The following is a 17,902-nucleotide window of genomic DNA, read 5'->3' as shown; positions in this document are numbered from 1 at the left end:
TTTGAAACAACTTACAGTAATTATTACTGGGAAGTGTTAACAAGTACATAAGTGCTTATAGATGGAAATACTACATACGAACAAGCCATTACAAAAAGGAGCGATTACTTTGAAAGAAAAAGAAACGATACAATCGCCAATTTTAGACGAGACGCTCCCTCATCAAATGAACTTTCCTTCTTTTAAAGGCACAGGCAAAAAGATGCAACAACCTTTTATAAATCAATATGATGTTGTAATTGGAGATAGTAAATACGATTCCACTAACAGTCCTCTTAATAATTGGAGTGATGAGGTAGATCCTGCCATTATGGCTGGGGAAGAATGGATCCATCCTACAAATGATATCGGATGGATTGCAGAAGAGAATCAAGAATTACTTAAAAACGAAGTTGATAATAAAAATGATGCTTTTATGCATCCCCAATTCGGAATTAACGACTAAAAAAACCATTCTACCTAACGCAGGTAGAATGGTTTCATACTATCCAATAATAATTCGCTCTTTCGGGTACTTATAGCGAGCTGGTTGCTCTCTTCCACCACTAGCTAAAATAAATGTCAAAATACCGACGCGTCCGATAAACATAAGTACAATAAGTACAAGTTTACCAACAGTTGTTAAATCAGGAGTAACACCTGTTGATAGTCCCGTCGTTCCGAAAGCAGAACAAACTTCAACGATTAAGCTCATAAGCGGTACATTTTCCGTAATAGATAAAATGAATAGCGCTGAGGCACATAATAAAATCCCCATCGTCATAACGACAGATGCTTTCAACACGTCCTCTTCATGTAGCTGACGTTTGAAAACTCGGACTGTTCTCCCGCCTCTTGCAAATGTATATAACGATAATATACTAACTGCAAATGTTGTTGTACGTATTCCGCCCCCAACTGAACTTGGAGATGCCCCAATGAACATTAATATACTCATAAATAAAAGCGTTGGTTGTGATAATTCACGTATGTCCATTGTAGCGAGTCCTCCACTTCGCGTCGTCACAGATTGGAATAATGTATAAAATACAGTTTCATGCCATGACTTTCCTACTAAAAAATGATTTCGTTCTAATAGAAAAATCATAATTGTTCCAACAATAACGAGTACAAAAAATGTCGTTGTCGTCAATTTTGTAAATAACGAAAAGCGAAATAGTTGTTGTCGCCTTTTACTAAGGAATTGTTTTACTTCCATTAACACTGGGAAACCAATAGCTCCTAAAATAATAAGCAACATATGAATCATTTGAACAATATAATCTTTTTTGTACGGAATAAGTGATTGTCCTGTTAAATCAAATCCTCCGTTCGTTGTTGCGCTCACAGCGGCAAAGAAACCGTGAAAATAAGCTTCTTGCCAAGTCGGGAAATATAGTAAGAACCTTGTACCTAACAGTATTGCTCCAATGAGTTCTATCGAAATAATTACAATTAAAATAGAACGCATCAATTCTACAAGGCCCGATAAATTCCCTTGGTTATGGTCTGCCATAATTAATCTTCTTCTTTGCAAACCAATCTTTTTCCCCGTTATAATCCAGACGAATGTACCAAGCGCCATAATTCCTAATCCGCCTAATTGTAAAATAAGGGCTAAAACAATAATTCCTGCCGTTGTAAACGTATCTGAAATTGTAACAACAGACAGTCCCGTAACACTTACCGCACTAACAGATGTAAATAGTGCATCGATAAATGTCCATTTCACTTCAGGCTTCGTAACAAATGGTAAACTAAGCAAAATTACCGACACGACTACTGCTAGTAAATAAAATACAACGATAAGTTGTACGGGACGTAACTTTTGTAAAAACTTTTTTATATCTCTCATTCCATCACTTCGCTACCTTTTTTCTATCGATTAAATAAAGAAAAATCATCACTTTCTTCATTTGTAAATAACTGCTGAAATAGTTTCGCAAATACCATTCCGTATACAGTTCCATTTCCCCCATACGGCAGTGCGTAATATAAATTATGTATTTTTTTATCTTCTTTTAAAATAGGAAGACCGTCATGACTGCCACCAAATGCTGCTGCCCAATAGTACTCTGCCCGTATATTTTTATACTGCGGGAACATTTCTTTTACAATGTTAATAAGAAGATCACGCTTATGCAGTAATTTCGTATCGCCGATTTTTTGAATTTTCAGCGCCTCATCTAATCCGCCTATAACAATGCGGTTTTGATACGTTCGACTATACAAATACGGACGTGCTGTTTCCCAAATTAACGATTGCTCATGCCAGCCTTCAAAATAATCTATCTTATTTGTCACAACGGCATAAGACGTTTCTACTGTTGTATTTTTTTCTTTCTTTCCAAAAATTGCTTCATAACCTGTCGCCATAATAATATTCTTTGCTACTATTTTATTTCCTGTATTCGTGTAACAAATTAAATCATTTTGGATTTGTTTAATATGTAATGCCTCTGTATGTTCGTATATAGTAGCGTCCATTTGTTTCGCTTTATGCAAAAGACTATGCGCTAATAAATACGGATTCACTTCTGCATCACCGCTTGTATATAACGCTGCTTGTTTTGCAAATGAATAACGTTTCTTAATATCAGACTCTGTAAAATATTCAACCGGAAATCCATAATGGCGTAACGTATTATATTCTTCTTGTAAAAATGAAACATCCTCATCTCTACTTGCATAATACAAACTATTTCGCGGAATAAAATGGGGATCAATATCGAGAGTTGGCACAACCTTCTCCATTGTTTGCAGCGCTTCATAACAAAGTCTATATGCTCGTACCCCTTTCTCTTCACCAAATGTATGAATAAGAGAGGTTAACGATTTATCATGAACAAATTGTAATAATCCTGTATTTGCAGCTGTGCTACCACATGCAATTGCTCTTTTTTCAATGAGCATAACACGCATTCCAATTTTAGCTAACGAATACGCTATATGAGCACCCGCTTCTCCACTTCCAATTACTAGTACATCACATATCATATCATTTTCTAACGTTGGATAACAAGGTACAGAAACTCCAGAATTCCAAAACAACTTACCAGTCATAAGCTTCATAATTATACTCCTACAATGTATTTTTCTCCTTCCTATGTTTCGTCATTTTCCATAAAAAAATCCAACTAACATAAGCTAGTTGGATTTCTTCTCTTTAATTAGAACGCTCTTCAAGCCAATTTCCAACCGTCGGATATGTTTGCTTTACAGCTGTTCCACCATACACGATAGACATATGTCCTGTCGGTAAACATACATACTGTTTATCTGTGCTAGAAATATGATCAAGTAAAGCTTCTACTTGACATGGCAGAGCGATATGATCACGTTTCGCAGAAATATTTAAGACATTCGCCTTAATATTTGCAAGGTCTACCTTTTGTCCGCGAATAACGAGTTCACCCTTCACTAATTTATTATTTTGATAAAAATCACGAATCCATTGTCTATACGATTCACCTGGGAACGGAATACCATCGCCTACCCACTTTTGAACTAATTTCCAACTTTCGACGAAGCGCTCATTTTCTGAACGATCGACTAAAGCAACATATGGACCGACAAAGTTTGTAATTGGTTTTAACATCTTATTTCCGAAATCAATCATTTCTGGCGGAATATTTCCGAATGTATCAACCGCTTTATCTAAATTGAAATATTTCTCATCTAATAAAGGACCGTATAATCCTGTTTCAGAGAAATCAAAAGGACTTGTCATAAAAATCAAGTTTCGAATTGGCATGTCCGGATGAAGCGCTGCATAAATAGATGTTAACGTTCCACCCATGCAATAACCAAGTAAAGAAATCTCGTCCGATTTTGCAGTTCTCATTACTTTTTTCACTGCTTTTGCAATATAATCGAACACGAAATCATCAAACTTCAAATGACTATCTTCTAAACCGAATGTGCCCCAATCAAGCATATACACATCAAAACCACGATCTACTAAATATTCCACTAAACTATTTCCTGGAGTTAAATCCATAATATACGGTTTATTAATAAGAGCGTATATTAATAAGATTGGAACTCTCTGTGTTTTTTCTTGTTTTGGAATGTAACGATACAGCTTCGTTTTATTCTTCGTCCAAATAACCTCTTTCGGTGTTAAACCAACTTGTGGTTCTGGTTCGCGTAATAAAACTTCGCTCGCTCTTTTCACACGGCGATATGCTTTACGATATTCTTCTGGGTACAACTCCAATTGCTTTTCCCATTCCGTTACGAATGTAGTCATTTTTCCTATCTCCTTTTTGGTCAATTTCTTTCTAAAAAAAGAAGTGCATTCCTGCTATGGATATGCACTTTTTTCCTACTTCATTACATGTATAATCCGCCGTTAATGTTTAATTGCTGACCTGTGATATACGCACCGTCACGGCATAGATATACTACACCTTTTGCAATTTCATCAGCTTGACCAAAACGTTTTTTCGGGATTTTCGCAACGATTTTTTGACGCACTTCTTCTGGTACTTCTGCTACCATTTCAGTATCAATAAATCCTGGGCAAATTGCGTTTACAGTTACATTTGTTCTTGCAAGTTCTAACGCTAATGATTTTGTAAATCCTAGCATACCTGCTTTTGCTGCTGAGTAGTTTGTTTGTCCAAATCCACCAGCTTGGCCAATAATAGAAGAAATACTAATGATTCTTCCTTCTTCTGCTTCCGATATGTATGGAAGTACCGCGCTTGTCGTATTAAATACACTGCTTAAGTTCACGTCAATTACGCGCTCCCAATCTTCACGATTTAATTTTTTGAATGTACGATCTCTTGTAATACCAGCATTATTAACAAGAATATCAACTTGACCAAAATGATTCACAGCTTCTTCTACAAGTCTGTTTGCATCTTCTACTTTAGAAACATCCGCTTGAACTGCATAAACGTCATGTCCTTCTTTTCCTAATTCACTTACTAAGTTTTCAGCTGCTTCTTTACTGCTGTTATAGTTAATAACTACTTTTGCTCCCTCTTCTGCTAATGCTACTGTAATTGCTTTTCCAATTCCTTTTGCCCCACCTGTTACGATTGCTACTTTGCCATTTAATTGAACCATTTCTTTTCCCCCTTAAATGAATTTGTGAACGATTGTTATGAATCATTTTGGTACTCATACTATTGAGTCCATATATTAATTATGTTTCGTTGTTTATACATGAAAAGAGATTCTCCCTCTCTCTTTTACACGTTATAAACAAACGCCATTATCATTTTTTATTTTCTGGCTTATTTACAGGCTTTACTTCTTCTTTTACAGGTACTTGTAGTTTAGCTAGTACTGCATTTTGCTTTTCTAGCAATTCTAAAATTTGATCAACTTTCGTTTCTAACGTGCGCATATCTTGTTTTACTTTCGTAACATCACGCTTTAATGTAGGAGCTTGTCCTAATGAATCCACTTTCTCTTCTAGAATTTCCTCGATGTTATCAACTTTATTTTCTAAGTTAATAACAAGCGTAGCTACTCTAGCGATATCCTCTCTCGTCGGCACATTCACCTGTTCTAAATAATTTTTTGTCGTATCATTTAATGCTTTTTGATAAAACAAATTCAAATCTAGAACGCTGCCCATCCAAGCAGAATATTCTTCTGTTTTAATTGTTTCATTGAGCGCTTTTCCCCAAAATGTTTCGGTTTGTTCATAAGCATTTTTCCATGCTTGCAATGGATCGAATTTTTGATCAATCACTTCGACTACACTCCCTTTTTCGTTTTTGAAACAATTCAACCTATTCACTATTTTCTAATATTCCGAATAAAACTTCAAGTATATATTTTATTTTTCTTTATTTTCTAACAAATGTATTGACATTAAAAACAGATAGGTGTAAATTGCACTTATAAGCAAAAAATTCCATCTAACTGATTCATGAGGTGATGCACAATCATGCTACATAATGAACCAGAACACCCAGAAAGTTTGGAAAAAAACCAAGCGAAACAACCAAACTCCATGCCAAAAAACTTCTTAGTTCCTTTCTTACTTCTCTGTCTAAAAGACTGGAGTCTTCATGGTTACAAACTTATTCAAATGCTAATGGACATCGGCTTTTCTTCTGTTGACCAAGGTAATGTGTATAGGACACTACGCAAATTAGAAAAAGAAAATCTTATTTCTTCTACTTGGGATACAAGCGAAGGCGGGCCAGCGAAACGAATTTATTCTTTAACAGAATATGGAGAGCAATATTTAACAACATGTGCGACTTCTTTTGAACATTATCAAAATATGTTGCGGACGTTTTTCACGTTATACACCAATGCATTCTTTCCATTTTCTACTTCTCCAGAAAAGGATGAAAAGGATTCTTCATCTTCACCTGGTGGTACAGCAGAGTAATCTGCGTTCACAATATGCAAAAAAACATTTGGAGGTCAAACAATGGAAACTAAGCCATACGAATTAGTCGATGCATTTTGGAAAAACTGGTCTCAATCTCTTTCCCTCTTCTCTTCAGCTGGGAAACAATTAGAGCAACTTACTTTAGAAACGTTAAAACAACAACAAGACGCTTTGCATAAATTAACATCAGGAGTAGATGAACTAGAAAAAGAACTACACCAATTCACTGCTCAGTTCAATAACCAATATACAGACTATGTGAAGCAATTAACTGGAAACTCCTTAAATGATCAAATTAACGAGTGGCAAGAAAAGTGGAATGAGCTTTCTAATCAAATGCACCAACTTACTGTTTCGCCTACGAAAACATCTTTGTCTATTCTTACTCAAACTAGCGGCCAATTTGAAGAAACAACAAAACACTTTATCGAACAACAACAGTCGCAACGTGAAGAGGTTCAAAAACAGTTAGAAGTTTTTTTGGGAGAGTTCAAGTCCAAACAACTAGAACTCGCAAAGCAGTTCGAGGAAAACTCAAAAAATCTATTTACTTCCATCAAGTAAGAAAAATGTGGCAACTAACTGCAGCACAAACAAAACTCTTTCTTCCTCCTACTACATCAAGATGGCTTACATTTTTCGATATGGAAAAGAAGGAGGACAAAATGAATCCATTTCAAGAAGCACAAACTGTTCCGGAGCTTCGTTACGATGAGATTCAAGTCGGTGATCAAGCATCACTTACAAAAAAAATTACGGATGAGGACGTTATCAATTTTGCAAAATTGACTGGAGATGTAAATCCTATTCACATTCTAGACTCTTTTGCAAAAACGACAATGTTCAAAGAACGTATTGCCCATGGCATGCTCGTTTCAAGTTTTATTTCTACCATTCTTGGAACGAAACTTCCTGGCAAAAATACGATTTATTTATCACAAAACGTTTCATTCCGTGCTCCTGTCAAAATCGGTGATACACTTCGCGTTGTGGCAGAAGTTATTAAAAAACGGGACGATAAAAAAATTATCACATTGCAAACAAACATATATAATCAATCTGATGATATTGTCGTAGAAGGTACAGCGACAATACTGAAAAAAGAGTAGCAAATTTGCTACTCTTTTTTCTATCCAAGAACTTCTAATCACACCGTTTACTTCCGTGTATGAGTACGTCGTTTACACATAAAATAACATTACCAGATAGCACTTAGCTAAACTGGATTACTCTTTAAGGATGTGTATCAACATGGTGAAAACAAACAAATTACTAGTTCCGGGTGCAGAGCAAGCACTTGAACAATTCAAATATGAAATCGCACAAGAATTCGGTGTAAGCTTAGGATCTAATACAGCATCTCGTTCTAACGGATCAGTTGGCGGTGAAGTAACGAAACGTCTTGTTGCTTTAGCTCAACAACAATTACGCGGATAACTATATAACCTATGGCTTAGAGGCAGATATTCTCTGCCTCTTTCTTTTTAACATACATAATAGTGATTCTTCACATACTAGTAAGAGCAAATCGAAAGGAACGATATGTGAAATGAAACGGATTAACATTAGCATGAGTCCTCCCCGTGTTCTTACTGTATCTTTTATTATGCTATCAATTATCGGTACATGCCTATTGAAATTGCCAATTGCTACAACAACGTCTATTTCATGGCTCGATGCTTTATTTACAACGGTTTCTGCTTGTACGGTTACAGGGCTTGGTGTTGTGGACACTGGTAAAGTATTTACCTTATTTGGCCAATGTGTCATTTTAACACTTATACAAGTTGGCGGGCTTGGCATTATGAGCTTTGCTGTTTTAATCGCAATTATGCTCGGCAGAAAAATCGGCCTTCAAAACCGGATTTTATTACAACAAGCATTAAACCAAACAAATGTCGGCGGAATCATTCGTCTTGCAAAAGCATTATTTTTATTTTCTTTTACTGTAGAATGTATCGCTACTTTACTTCTCTCTTTTGAATGGGTACCAAAATACGGGGTTGCCAAAGGTATATATTATAGCTTTTTTCATTCTATCTCAGCCTTTAACAATGCTGGGTTTTCTGTGTGGAGCGATAATTTAATGTCGCACTCCCATAGCATTCTCGTCAATCTCGTTATTTCTTCCCTCATTATTTTAGGTGGGATTGGTTTTACGGTTATCGTAGATATAAAAAGAAAGAAAAACTTTAAAAACCTTACTTTGCACTCAAAGCTTATGCTCTCTTCTACTCTAATCGTCAATATTATTGCTACAGCTTTTATCTTTATATTTGAGTTCCATAATTCAATTTCCATGAGAGGTTTTACACCATTTGAAGAAGGTATGGCTGCTTATTTTCAAGCGGTTTCAACACGTACTGCCGGGTTTAATACTGTTGATATCTCTGCATTATCAAAACCTTCACTTTTATTAATGATGCTTCTTATGTTTATTGGTGCTGGCAGTGCTTCAACTGGTGGTGGGATTAAGTTAACGACTTTTTTGATTATGTTTTTCGGCGTATTTAAATTTTTGCAAGAACAAGATGATATTGTCGTGTTTAAAAAATCCATTAAAGATACGCTCATTGTCAAATCATTAACGATTACTATTATTTCAATTTCTTTTATTTTTCTTTCCATTTTAATTTTAAGCATCACTGAGAAGGTTCCTTTATTAATGAGTGCTTTTGAAGTATTTTCAGCATTTGGAACTGTCGGCCTTAGCATGAATTTGACGCCACACTTAACAATCATCGGCAAAACAATTATTATCTTTATGATGTTTTTTGGAAAGATGGGGCCTTTAACATTAGCCTTTTCATTTGCACGTAAAAAACAAAGAAAAATAAAATATCCAAACGAAGATATTTTAACAGGTTGACAACCGTATAAATTATCCATATAATGAGAGTACAATAGCATATCTCCAAAGGGGAGTAGCGTCCAAGAACTATTTCTTGGAAACAAAGTCGTCATTACGTAGAACTTAGTTCTTCCGGCTTTGTTGGCATTTTCATTACATATGTCTAGCAAGACCTTTGCCTATCAACGGCAGAGGTCTTTTTTGTTTTCAAATTCCTTCCACCGTTGATACGCAGGAGTATGGGGAAACTAAACAGTGGGGAACTTCTTCACTTGTTTAGTCTTTATAGAAATGAGAGGAGAATGTACATGGATGTATCATTATTATTGGAGTATGGTTGGGTATTACTCATCCTAATTGCACTAGAGGGGATTTTAGCGGCTGATAACGCTCTCGTTCTCGCAATTATGGTAAAACATTTACCAGAAGAAAAACGAAAGAAAGCACTATTTTATGGATTAGCAGGAGCGTTCGTTTTCCGCTTCGGATCACTATTTATGATTTCGTTCCTAGTAGATGTATGGCAAGTGCAAGCAATTGGTGCGATTTATCTTATGTTTATCGCGGGGAATCACTTATTTAAAACGTATGTTAAAAAGAATACACATGAAGAAACAGAAGAAAAAGAAGCAAAGAAAAAACAAGAGAACTTTTGGTGGACTGTATTTAAAGTCGAAGTTGCTGATATCGCCTTCGCAGTTGATTCAATTTTAGCTGCTGTTGCATTAGCAGTGACTTTACCGAAAACAGGATTAGGTACGGTTGGTAGTCTTGATACAGGTCAATTTATCGTTATCTTTACAGGTGGACTTATCGGATTAGTGATAATGCGATTTGCAGCAACTGCTTTCGTACAAATATTAAAACGTAAACCAGGACTTGAAACTGCAGCATTTTTAATTGTAGGTTGGGTTGGTGTGAAATTAACAGTTTATACGCTAGCACACCCTGCTTTAAATGTCCTTCCGCATTCATTCCCAGAATCCACTCCGTGGAAGCTTACATTCTGGATTGTATTAGTTGGAATCGCAGTTTGCGGTTGGTTCTTCTCGAAAGAAGTAGAAGTAAAAGTAGAAAAGAATTTAGACGAAAAAGCGCTGTAATTACAGCGCTTTTTCTTTTTTCTTGTTTCAATTCCCCTCTCTATTTTCAGAAAAAATTCCATTATACTACCTTTTGTAAACGCTTCCTTTCTAGATGTATGTCCTTTTTGTGAAATATTGCACAAACTTATTGAAACTATGAACAAATCCATGTACCTTATTCATATAAGGAGTATTTATAGACGATGTATTAAAGGAGCGTATTACTCATGCTAGAACAAGGATTAGATTACGTTGTAAAACTGGCTAAGAGCAAAAAACAAATGCTAGATATAAATCCAATGCAATATTTCATTCGTGCTGCACTTGCGGGCATTTATATCGGTTTTATTATTGTACTATGTTTTAAATTAGGTAACTTTTTTCATATTGCAGATTCACCAGCAACATATTTAGCTTCCTCCATGTTTTTCGGAATTGCTCTCGTACTTATTATATATGGCGGCGCTGAATTATTTACTGGCAATACAATGTACTTCACAGTGGCAACTTTAAGAAAAGAAACAACGATTTCTGATACACTTCGCAACTGGGTTGCTTGTTATGCAGGTAACTTAGCTGGCGCTTTATTCTTTGCCTTACTATTTTACGCAACTGGAATTTTCGAAGCAATTGATCGCAGTCATTTAATGAATAAAGTTGTTGAAGGAAAGATGAATACACCTACAATGCAATTATTCTTTAAAGCGATTTTATGTAACTGGCTCGTATGTCTTGCCTGCTTCTTACCTTCTCAAGTGAAAGGTGACACAGCAAAAATATTAATGATGATGATGCTCGTTTTCACTTTCTTTTTATCTGGTTATGAGCATAGCATTGCAAACTTATCACTGTTTGCTTTATCTTTAGTATCACCACATCCTGAGACAATTTCTTTTGCGGGCGCTATTCATAACTTAATTCCAGTTACAATCGGTAACATTATTGGCGGATCCGTATTTGTCGGTATGGTATATCATTACTTAACAAAGAAAACACCTGTTGTTGAACAAGAGAAAACTCAATTAGTTGGAGCTCAAACGGAGGAAATTATTCCTTTACAAGCACATATGAAACATTAAAAACTCCAAAGTTTTACTTTGGAGTTTTTAGCTCCCTACATATTTCAAGGCAATATAAGGATTAATTTCCCCGTTTTCCTTCCCTCTCTCTATGCTCTTTTTCATCTGATGCATACCGATGACATCATTTGTATGAAGGTGAATTTCATTAACATATAAACCTTCGTTGCAGAAAGCTTCTACGAAATCTAACCCACTTTTTTGTCGCCATCCCATATTATAATCGAGGGAAATAATATTCACCTCATTATCCCTAACAATTTGCAAGGCAGATTCTACTGTAGTTGCCAAAACATATCCGTATGGGCAACTTCTTTGATCATCCATATATACATTCATTTTCTATCTCCTCTCTATTTTGCATATGTGACCAACACATAACATATTGCTCCTAGGCTAATAAAAGGTCCGAACGGAATTGGAGTTCTTATGTTTATACGTTTTAGCGCTATACCTATCCCGAAAAAACAAAGACTAAAGCAAGATGCTAAAAATAAAGTTATAAAAACCCCTTTCACTCCGACTATACATCCGAGTAACGAAAGTAATTTTACATCACCTCCGCCAAGACCATCTGGATAAATCTTTTGCATGCAATATAACAAAATGAATATAGTTCCACTACCAGCTAAACTATCTATCCAAGTAACTAACGGTACAAAAATACATTCTAAAATAAGCAAAAGCACAAACCAAATTAAAATACGATTAGGTATTAGCATATATACTAAATCTGTAACTGAAATAATTAGAAGTAACGAAAAAAGCGATAAAATGATGATGAGCTCTCTTTCCATTCCAATTACATATACAGTAAGAAAAAATAAACTGCCTGTAACAAATTCAAATACTATGTACAAACTTGAGATTTTGCTCTTACAATTCGTACAACGCCCTTTTTGTATACAAAATGAAATGATTGGAATAAGTTCTTTCGGCTGTAACGTATACTTGCAGTAATGACAGTACGAACGCGGTGTAATAATAGATTCCCCTACTGGAACTCTCATCGCAATCACCATAAAAAAAGAACCAAACACCATACCTATTAACAATGCATATAAATAAGTGAACATCCCTTCCTCTCCTTTCCAAAAAAACATAACAAAAAAAGGAGAGAACTTCTACTTCATATTATCTTTATTCTATTAAAAAAGCAGGCCGTTTTCCGGCCTGCTTTCCCCTATTTTATACGATGAAATATACTGCTTTTAACGGCCCGTGTACTCCGACAACAAGATTCATTTCAATATCCGCAGAGTTACTTGGTCCTGTAATAAAGTTAATACAAGATGCAACTGCTTCACCTTTTTCCACACGAGAGTTCATATGTTGAACTGCTTGTGTAATACGCGGTACAAGTGTTTCACGTGGAATAATAGCAAAGTATACAGTCGGTAAAAAGTGTAAAGAACGCCCTTGTCCTTTATGACTTTGTACAACAATCGTACCAGATTCAGCTAAAGTATAATCACTAAATGCAATACCGATATTCGCTTTTTCCGCTATACGCATATTCTCTTCTTTTTTCTGAGGATCCCATACATTTACCTCAACATTTTGCTTTGGAAGCTCTTCTTTAAATAAAGAAGTCAATCCATAGGAATCAAAACGTTCATCTGCTGATAATATAATAGGTCCTCCGCCGTTTTCAACGATTACTTTTTGAATATCTTCACGTAAGCGGTCGTTTGTCGTTTCCACAACAGTTGTATGAATGTTTGTACATTGCTTTTTAAATACTTCTAACAATTCTTCTTGTGAATAATCTTTTAACGTTTCTACATTCACATTACTTTTCCATGCTGGTCGTTCTACACCTTCTGTTTTACGCGCGCGCCCAAGTTCTTTTGCGATATTATCTAGAAAGGACTCACGGTTTTGAATTAATCCTGTCATTATTTGTCCCCGCCTTTCTTATGATCTTTATACCAATCACGGAATCGTTCTTTACTTGGAGCCGGGAATTCACGAATATCCGTCCAGTTTTTAAGTGGTCCAACACCTTTTGATACACGGTTACCAGATGTAAATGGGCTCATTGCTGCCGGTGCCATTTTCGATCCCATTTTATATAAAGCTGCTGAAGAAGCACCCATACTAAACATTTTCATTGCTAATTTTTCTGCAAGTGGGGCACGACCTTCTTGCTCAACGATAACTTGACGATGTTTTAATAATAAATCATGTAATGGAATTTTTACTGGACAAGCTTCTGTACATGCTCCGCATAAACTAGATGCATAAGGAAGCTCTTTGTAATCGTCATACCCACCTAAAAGTGGTGTTAATACCGCACCGATTGGTCCTGAATAAATAGATCCATACGAATGTCCACCAACGTGACGATATACGGGACATACGTTAACACAAGCGGCACAACGAATACATTGCAATATTGAACGGAATTCCGATCCAAGAATTTGAGAGCGGCCATTATCAACAACGACTAAATGAAACTCTTCTGGTCCATCTACCTCTTCCTCTTGAATTGGTCCTGCTACTGTTACATAACTTGTTAATTTTTGACCTACCGCACTACGACATAGTAAACCAACTAAAACATCTAATTCTTCCATTGTCGGAACCATACGTTCCATACCCATTACTGCAATTTGTGTTTTCGGAATCGACATGACAAGATCGGCATTACCTTCGTTCGTCACTAAACAAAGAGAGCCAGTATTTGCAACAGCGAAGTTACAACCTGTCACACCAATTTCTGCATCCATAAATTTCTCACGAAGTTGTTTACGAACAAACTTTGTCATTTCGTATGGATCATCAGAATTTTCATATCCAAGTTTTTCTTTAAATACATCACGAATTTGCGTTCTGTTTTTATGAAGTGCAGGCGCAATAATATGTGATGGTGGATCGTTATCTACTTGCAAGATATACTCTCCTAAGTCACTCTCTAACACTTCACAACCAATCTCTTCAAGGGCATGATTCATACTAATTTCTTCAGTTACCATTGATTTTGATTTTACAACTTTCTTCGCTTGTTTCTTTTTTGCAACGTCTTGAATATACTTTGCTGCATCCTCTTTCGTTTTCGCAAAGTAAACGTGACCGCCTCTTTTTGATACATTTTCACTTAACTGCATTAAATAATAATCAAGATTTTCTAACGTATGTTGACGAATTTGTTCACCTAGTTCACGCCACTCTTCCCAGTTTCCCAACTCGTCAGCTGCTTTTAATCGATTTGTATATAAACGCGTTTGTGCAGAAGATACCGCTCCGCGCATAAACGAATCTTGAATTCCATCGCCAACGCGATCATTAAATTTTTTCTCACTGATTTTCATAGACATAGCTTATGTTCCCCCTTCATGAGCGACTATTCAAGACCTCAGCAATATGCATTACTTTTACTTCTTTTCCTAAACGCTCAATACGTCCGCCAATGTTTAACAAACACCCACAATCTGCACCGATTAAATAATCAGCACCTGTTTCCATTACACTATCTACTTTTTCATCTACCATTTGCTCAGAAATTGGAGTCATCTTAACTGAAAACGTTCCCCCAAACCCACAACAATTTTGCACGTTCGGCAGTTCTCTCACAATTAATCCTTTTACGCTTGATAATAAAATTCCTGGTGCCTCTTTTACTCCAAGCAGGCGTGTCATATGACAAGATTTATGAATAGTAGCTATCCCTGGTAAACTTGCACCAACATCTGTAACTTTTAAAACATCTACAATAAATTGTGTAAATTCATATGTTTTATCAGCAACCTTTTGTGCACGTTTAGCCCACTTCGGATCATCTTTAAAAACATGCGGATACTCATGAAACATTGTCGCACAAGATCCAGATGGCGTAACGATATATTCTGCATCTTCGAAAGTTTCAATCATATGTTTCATCGCTTCTTTTGCTGCTTCTACATGGCCGCTATTATAAGCAGGCTGACCACAACAAACTTGTGCTTCTGGAAATTCAATTTCACAACCTAAACGCTCCAATACTTCAACTGTTGCTTTACCGACGTTTGTTTCAAACATATCGACTAAACAAGTAACAAATAAAGTAACTTTCATAACTATAATTCCCCCTCATTACAACTCCGCCAAAAATCATATGGTCATCAGATGACTAAGATTAGAAGAAGTAGGCTCAACCATGGCCTATCCTCTCCCCCTTCTAAAGAAAACGCTTACTTAATCTCTCTATTTTATCAGAAAATTAGATTTTTTAAAAGATTAAATTACGCATTTATATCGTACCTGTGACAATATGTTCTACATTTGTTAAATGATCTAGCATCGCTTGCTGCGCTAATTCCACATCTTGCTTTAACACCGCATCATATATAGATTGATGCTCTTCTAAAAGTCGTTCTGATGTTGTTTGTTCACCATATAAAATAATGCGTCTTGATTCACCAATCGTTTCAGCAATCATCTCTGAAACATGATTCATGAGCTCAAGCAAGATGTTATTATGCGAAGATTCTGCAATTCCCATGTGAAATTGAAAGTCTGCTTTTTCGCCAGCCTTCTCATCTCCAATGCTCTTTGCCATTTCATCTAACCACTGCTTCATATTTTGCAAATTAGCTTCCGTACGTTTTGCCGCTGCCGCTCGAACTGCCCCCACTTCGAGCACCTTCCGTACTTCTAATAAATTCAAAATATCCTCTTTCTTCATTAATAACTTGTTATTTAGTGATTTTGTTAATGAAGAAGGATCGAAATTCCTTACATATGTACCTTCTCCTTGTTTCATTTCAATTAAGCCCATTGCTCTTAGCGCACTTAGCGCTTCACGAACAGCAGATCTGCCAACTTGAAACTGCTCAGCTAATTGATGAACAGGAAGTAGTTTGTCACCAGGTTTTAACGTACCATTTTTAATCATTGTTAAAATAGCTTCAGATACTTCTTCGTAAATTTTTTTCGGTTTAATAGATTTGTACTCCAGTTAAATCACCTCAGTATCTTCCAAACAACAATTGTAACGTTTTATAAGAACTTAGCATCCATAACTATTTTAGAACGAATTAGTAAGAAGTACAAATGTTTTGTTCATAAAATAGTCAAATTTTTGATATTCGTTTGATATTAATTAATACATTTACGCGTAACTATTTACCTTCAATATGAAGAGCATATTCCAAAAGTTAGAATATGCTCTCCTCATCTTGTGCTTTTAATTTAATACTAACTGTCGTGCCCTTACCTTTTTCACTTTCTATTCTCCACTCACCGTCATGTATATGAACAATTTGCCTTACAATTGCAAGACCTAAACCTGTTCCACCGTGTTGACGACTTCTCGCTTTATCTACTCGGTAAAAGCGTTCCCCCAGATTTTCTAAATGCTCTCTATCAATACCTATTCCTGTATCTTTTATGTGCAATTCACAATAATCATCGATTTGCTTTAATGTTATTATGATATCCCCGTTTTGATTTGTATAACGTATCGCATTATCTAATACATTATGAAGTACTTGTTGCATACGATCCTCATCAATCATTACGATAATTTCAGGATTTAAATTCGTTGAAATACGAAGGTTTTTTTCTACAAACTGTAACTCGTACGTATTTAGTACATCTTCAATAAGCTGTGAAAAAACGATAGGTTGTTTCTTTAAGGGAAAGTGTTCACCTTCTAGCTGCGCTAGATCTAATAAATCATGAACGAGGCGCTGCATGCGACCTGCTTCTTTATGAATAAGTTGCGTTACTTTTTCCTGCTGCGGCCCCTTCGCTACACCGTCTAAAATAGCTTCACTATATCCTTTAATATAACTAAGCGGTGTTCTAAGTTCATGCGAAACATTAGCTAAAAATTCCTTACGCTTTACATCTTCTGTTTCTAAGGAATTTGCCATTTTATTAAAGGCTTTTCCCAATCGTCCAATTTCATCTTCTGAAGAAATTGTAATCCGCTCTGAGAAATCTCCAGTAGCCAAATGATTTGCAACTCGTTCCATTTGCGAAAGCGGTCTCGTAATGGCGATAATAATTTTTCTACCAATCCATATTGTAATTAAAATCATTGCAAGTGCTAACGGCGCTAAAATAAGACCCATATCAAATATTAAGTCTTTTATACTTTTTAAAGGAATATAAGAGTATACAATACCAACTAATTTTTTATTATCTAAAACAGGGATGACAACACCCATAATATTACGATCAAAATGTTCTTCATACCCTATCTTTGTCACAGTTTTCCCATCTAATAGCGCCTGTCTATCCCCTTCACTTATAAGAGAATGATGGTGAACATCAAAAGGCAAACATGCGCTTAAATCACGCGGATTGTATACGAAAAGGACATTTGAACTAGATATTTGATCATATGCCCTTACTTTCTCTTCAAAAGTGGATACTCCTTCACGTTTATCATATTGCGTGGCAAGGCGTTTCCCTTCCATTACTAATGAATCTTTTAAATTATCAACGTATAACTTTTCATATGAGTATAAAGATACAAAATAAAGAAAGGAAACTGTTACACATACTGCACATACTACTGTAAGCCAAAGCTTTTGTACCATCGTAAACATAC

Annotated in this window: 20 protein-coding genes and 1 riboswitch; of the genes, 8 read left to right on the top strand and 12 right to left on the bottom strand. The window is 35.8% G+C overall.

What is annotated here, in order from left to right; all coding sequences use genetic code 11:
- Positions 1–61 precede the first annotated feature (61 nt).
- A complete protein-coding gene (locus JFU23_RS22355; protein ID WP_002011568.1) occupies positions 62–445 on the top strand; it encodes a DUF3905 domain-containing protein in 384 nt (127 codons plus the stop codon).
- 39 nt (positions 446–484) lie between these two features.
- Here the strand turns inward: JFU23_RS22355 and JFU23_RS22350 are convergent, their stop codons facing one another.
- The 5 genes from JFU23_RS22350 to phaR form a co-directional block, all read right to left on the bottom strand.
- Positions 485–1,834, bottom strand: a complete 1,350-nt coding sequence (locus tag JFU23_RS22350) for a TrkH family potassium uptake protein (protein ID WP_002011570.1) — start codon at positions 1,832–1,834, stop codon at positions 485–487.
- Positions 1,835–1,857: 23 nt separating this feature from the next.
- The gene (locus tag JFU23_RS22345; protein ID WP_201032729.1) at positions 1,858–3,051 is read right to left on the bottom strand and encodes an NAD(P)/FAD-dependent oxidoreductase; all 1,194 of its coding nucleotides are present in this window, start codon (positions 3,049–3,051) and stop codon (positions 1,858–1,860) included.
- A 94-nt stretch (positions 3,052–3,145) separates the two neighbouring features.
- Positions 3,146–4,231 (bottom strand): class III poly(R)-hydroxyalkanoic acid synthase subunit PhaC, encoded by a 1,086-nt coding sequence (gene phaC / locus JFU23_RS22340; RefSeq protein ID WP_000206840.1) that lies wholly within the window; start codon positions 4,229–4,231, stop codon positions 3,146–3,148.
- Between the two features lie 83 nt (positions 4,232–4,314).
- The gene (locus JFU23_RS22335; RefSeq protein ID WP_201032728.1) at positions 4,315–5,058 is read right to left on the bottom strand and encodes an acetoacetyl-CoA reductase; all 744 of its coding nucleotides are present in this window, start codon (positions 5,056–5,058) and stop codon (positions 4,315–4,317) included.
- A 151-nt stretch (positions 5,059–5,209) separates the two neighbouring features.
- Positions 5,210–5,692, bottom strand: a complete 483-nt coding sequence (gene phaR / locus JFU23_RS22330; RefSeq protein WP_000566956.1) for a polyhydroxyalkanoic acid synthase subunit PhaR — start codon at positions 5,690–5,692, stop codon at positions 5,210–5,212.
- A 198-nt stretch (positions 5,693–5,890) separates the two neighbouring features.
- Here phaR and phaQ point away from each other — a divergent pair, with 198 nt between their 5' ends.
- The 7 genes from phaQ (at position 5,891) to JFU23_RS22295 (ending at position 11,361) form a co-directional block, all read left to right on the top strand.
- The gene (gene phaQ / locus JFU23_RS22325) at positions 5,891–6,343 is read left to right on the top strand and encodes a poly-beta-hydroxybutyrate-responsive repressor (RefSeq protein ID WP_000903018.1); all 453 of its coding nucleotides are present in this window, start codon (positions 5,891–5,893) and stop codon (positions 6,341–6,343) included.
- A gap of 42 nt (positions 6,344–6,385) precedes the next feature.
- Entirely contained in the window at positions 6,386–6,910 is a 525-nt protein-coding gene (phaP, locus tag JFU23_RS22320) for a polyhydroxyalkanoic acid inclusion protein PhaP (protein WP_002011575.1), read from the top strand.
- Between the two features lie 101 nt (positions 6,911–7,011).
- Positions 7,012–7,455, top strand: a complete 444-nt coding sequence (locus JFU23_RS22315; RefSeq protein WP_001067911.1) for a MaoC family dehydratase — start codon at positions 7,012–7,014, stop codon at positions 7,453–7,455.
- 142 nt (positions 7,456–7,597) lie between these two features.
- On the top strand, positions 7,598–7,783 hold the full coding sequence (locus JFU23_RS22310) for an alpha/beta-type small acid-soluble spore protein (protein WP_000241212.1): 186 nt from the start codon (positions 7,598–7,600) through the stop codon (positions 7,781–7,783).
- Positions 7,784–7,895: 112 nt separating this feature from the next.
- On the top strand, positions 7,896–9,215 hold the full coding sequence (locus JFU23_RS22305; protein WP_033708914.1) for a TrkH family potassium uptake protein: 1,320 nt from the start codon (positions 7,896–7,898) through the stop codon (positions 9,213–9,215).
- Positions 9,216–9,253: 38 nt separating this feature from the next.
- Positions 9,254–9,426: riboswitch (yybP-ykoY riboswitch) on the top strand.
- Between the two features lie 79 nt (positions 9,427–9,505).
- Positions 9,506–10,300 carry a TerC family protein gene (locus tag JFU23_RS22300; protein ID WP_085309901.1) on the top strand — a complete coding sequence of 265 codons (795 nt, stop codon included), beginning with the start codon at positions 9,506–9,508 and terminating at the stop codon, positions 10,298–10,300.
- A 209-nt stretch (positions 10,301–10,509) separates the two neighbouring features.
- On the top strand, positions 10,510–11,361 hold the full coding sequence (locus JFU23_RS22295; RefSeq protein WP_201032727.1) for a formate/nitrite transporter family protein: 852 nt from the start codon (positions 10,510–10,512) through the stop codon (positions 11,359–11,361).
- Between the two features lie 27 nt (positions 11,362–11,388).
- On the opposite strand, the gene JFU23_RS22290 is transcribed toward JFU23_RS22295, so the two are convergent.
- The 7 genes from JFU23_RS22290 to JFU23_RS22260 all read right to left on the bottom strand — a co-directional run bounded on the left by JFU23_RS22290 (position 11,389) and on the right by JFU23_RS22260 (position 17,900).
- Entirely contained in the window at positions 11,389–11,700 is a 312-nt protein-coding gene (locus JFU23_RS22290; protein ID WP_002064363.1) for a cyclic-phosphate processing receiver domain-containing protein, read from the bottom strand.
- Between the two features lie 14 nt (positions 11,701–11,714).
- On the bottom strand, positions 11,715–12,437 hold the full coding sequence (locus JFU23_RS22285) for a prepilin peptidase (RefSeq protein WP_085309897.1): 723 nt from the start codon (positions 12,435–12,437) through the stop codon (positions 11,715–11,717).
- 112 nt (positions 12,438–12,549) lie between these two features.
- Positions 12,550–13,260, bottom strand: coding sequence for a LutC/YkgG family protein (locus JFU23_RS22280; protein ID WP_060751333.1), 711 nt, complete (start codon positions 13,258–13,260; stop codon positions 12,550–12,552).
- On the bottom strand, positions 13,260–14,681 hold the full coding sequence (locus JFU23_RS22275) for a LutB/LldF family L-lactate oxidation iron-sulfur protein (RefSeq protein WP_002011586.1): 1,422 nt from the start codon (positions 14,679–14,681) through the stop codon (positions 13,260–13,262). The genes JFU23_RS22280 and JFU23_RS22275 overlap by 1 nt, the downstream gene beginning before the upstream one ends.
- 16 nt (positions 14,682–14,697) lie before the next feature.
- Positions 14,698–15,417, bottom strand: coding sequence for a (Fe-S)-binding protein (locus JFU23_RS22270; protein WP_002011587.1), 720 nt, complete (start codon positions 15,415–15,417; stop codon positions 14,698–14,700).
- A gap of 175 nt (positions 15,418–15,592) precedes the next feature.
- On the bottom strand, positions 15,593–16,270 hold the full coding sequence (locus tag JFU23_RS22265; protein ID WP_307838371.1) for a FadR/GntR family transcriptional regulator: 678 nt from the start codon (positions 16,268–16,270) through the stop codon (positions 15,593–15,595).
- Between the two features lie 229 nt (positions 16,271–16,499).
- A complete protein-coding gene (locus tag JFU23_RS22260; protein ID WP_201032726.1) occupies positions 16,500–17,900 on the bottom strand; it encodes a sensor histidine kinase in 1,401 nt (466 codons plus the stop codon).
- Positions 17,901–17,902 lie beyond the last annotated feature (2 nt).

The sequence above is a fragment of the Bacillus sp. TH50 genome (genome assembly GCF_016650565.1).
Lineage (GTDB): Bacteria > Bacillota > Bacilli > Bacillales > Bacillaceae_G > Bacillus_A > Bacillus_A mycoides.
Note: the sequence above shows the minus strand (reverse complement) of the source record. Positions and strands in the feature narration are given on the sequence as shown.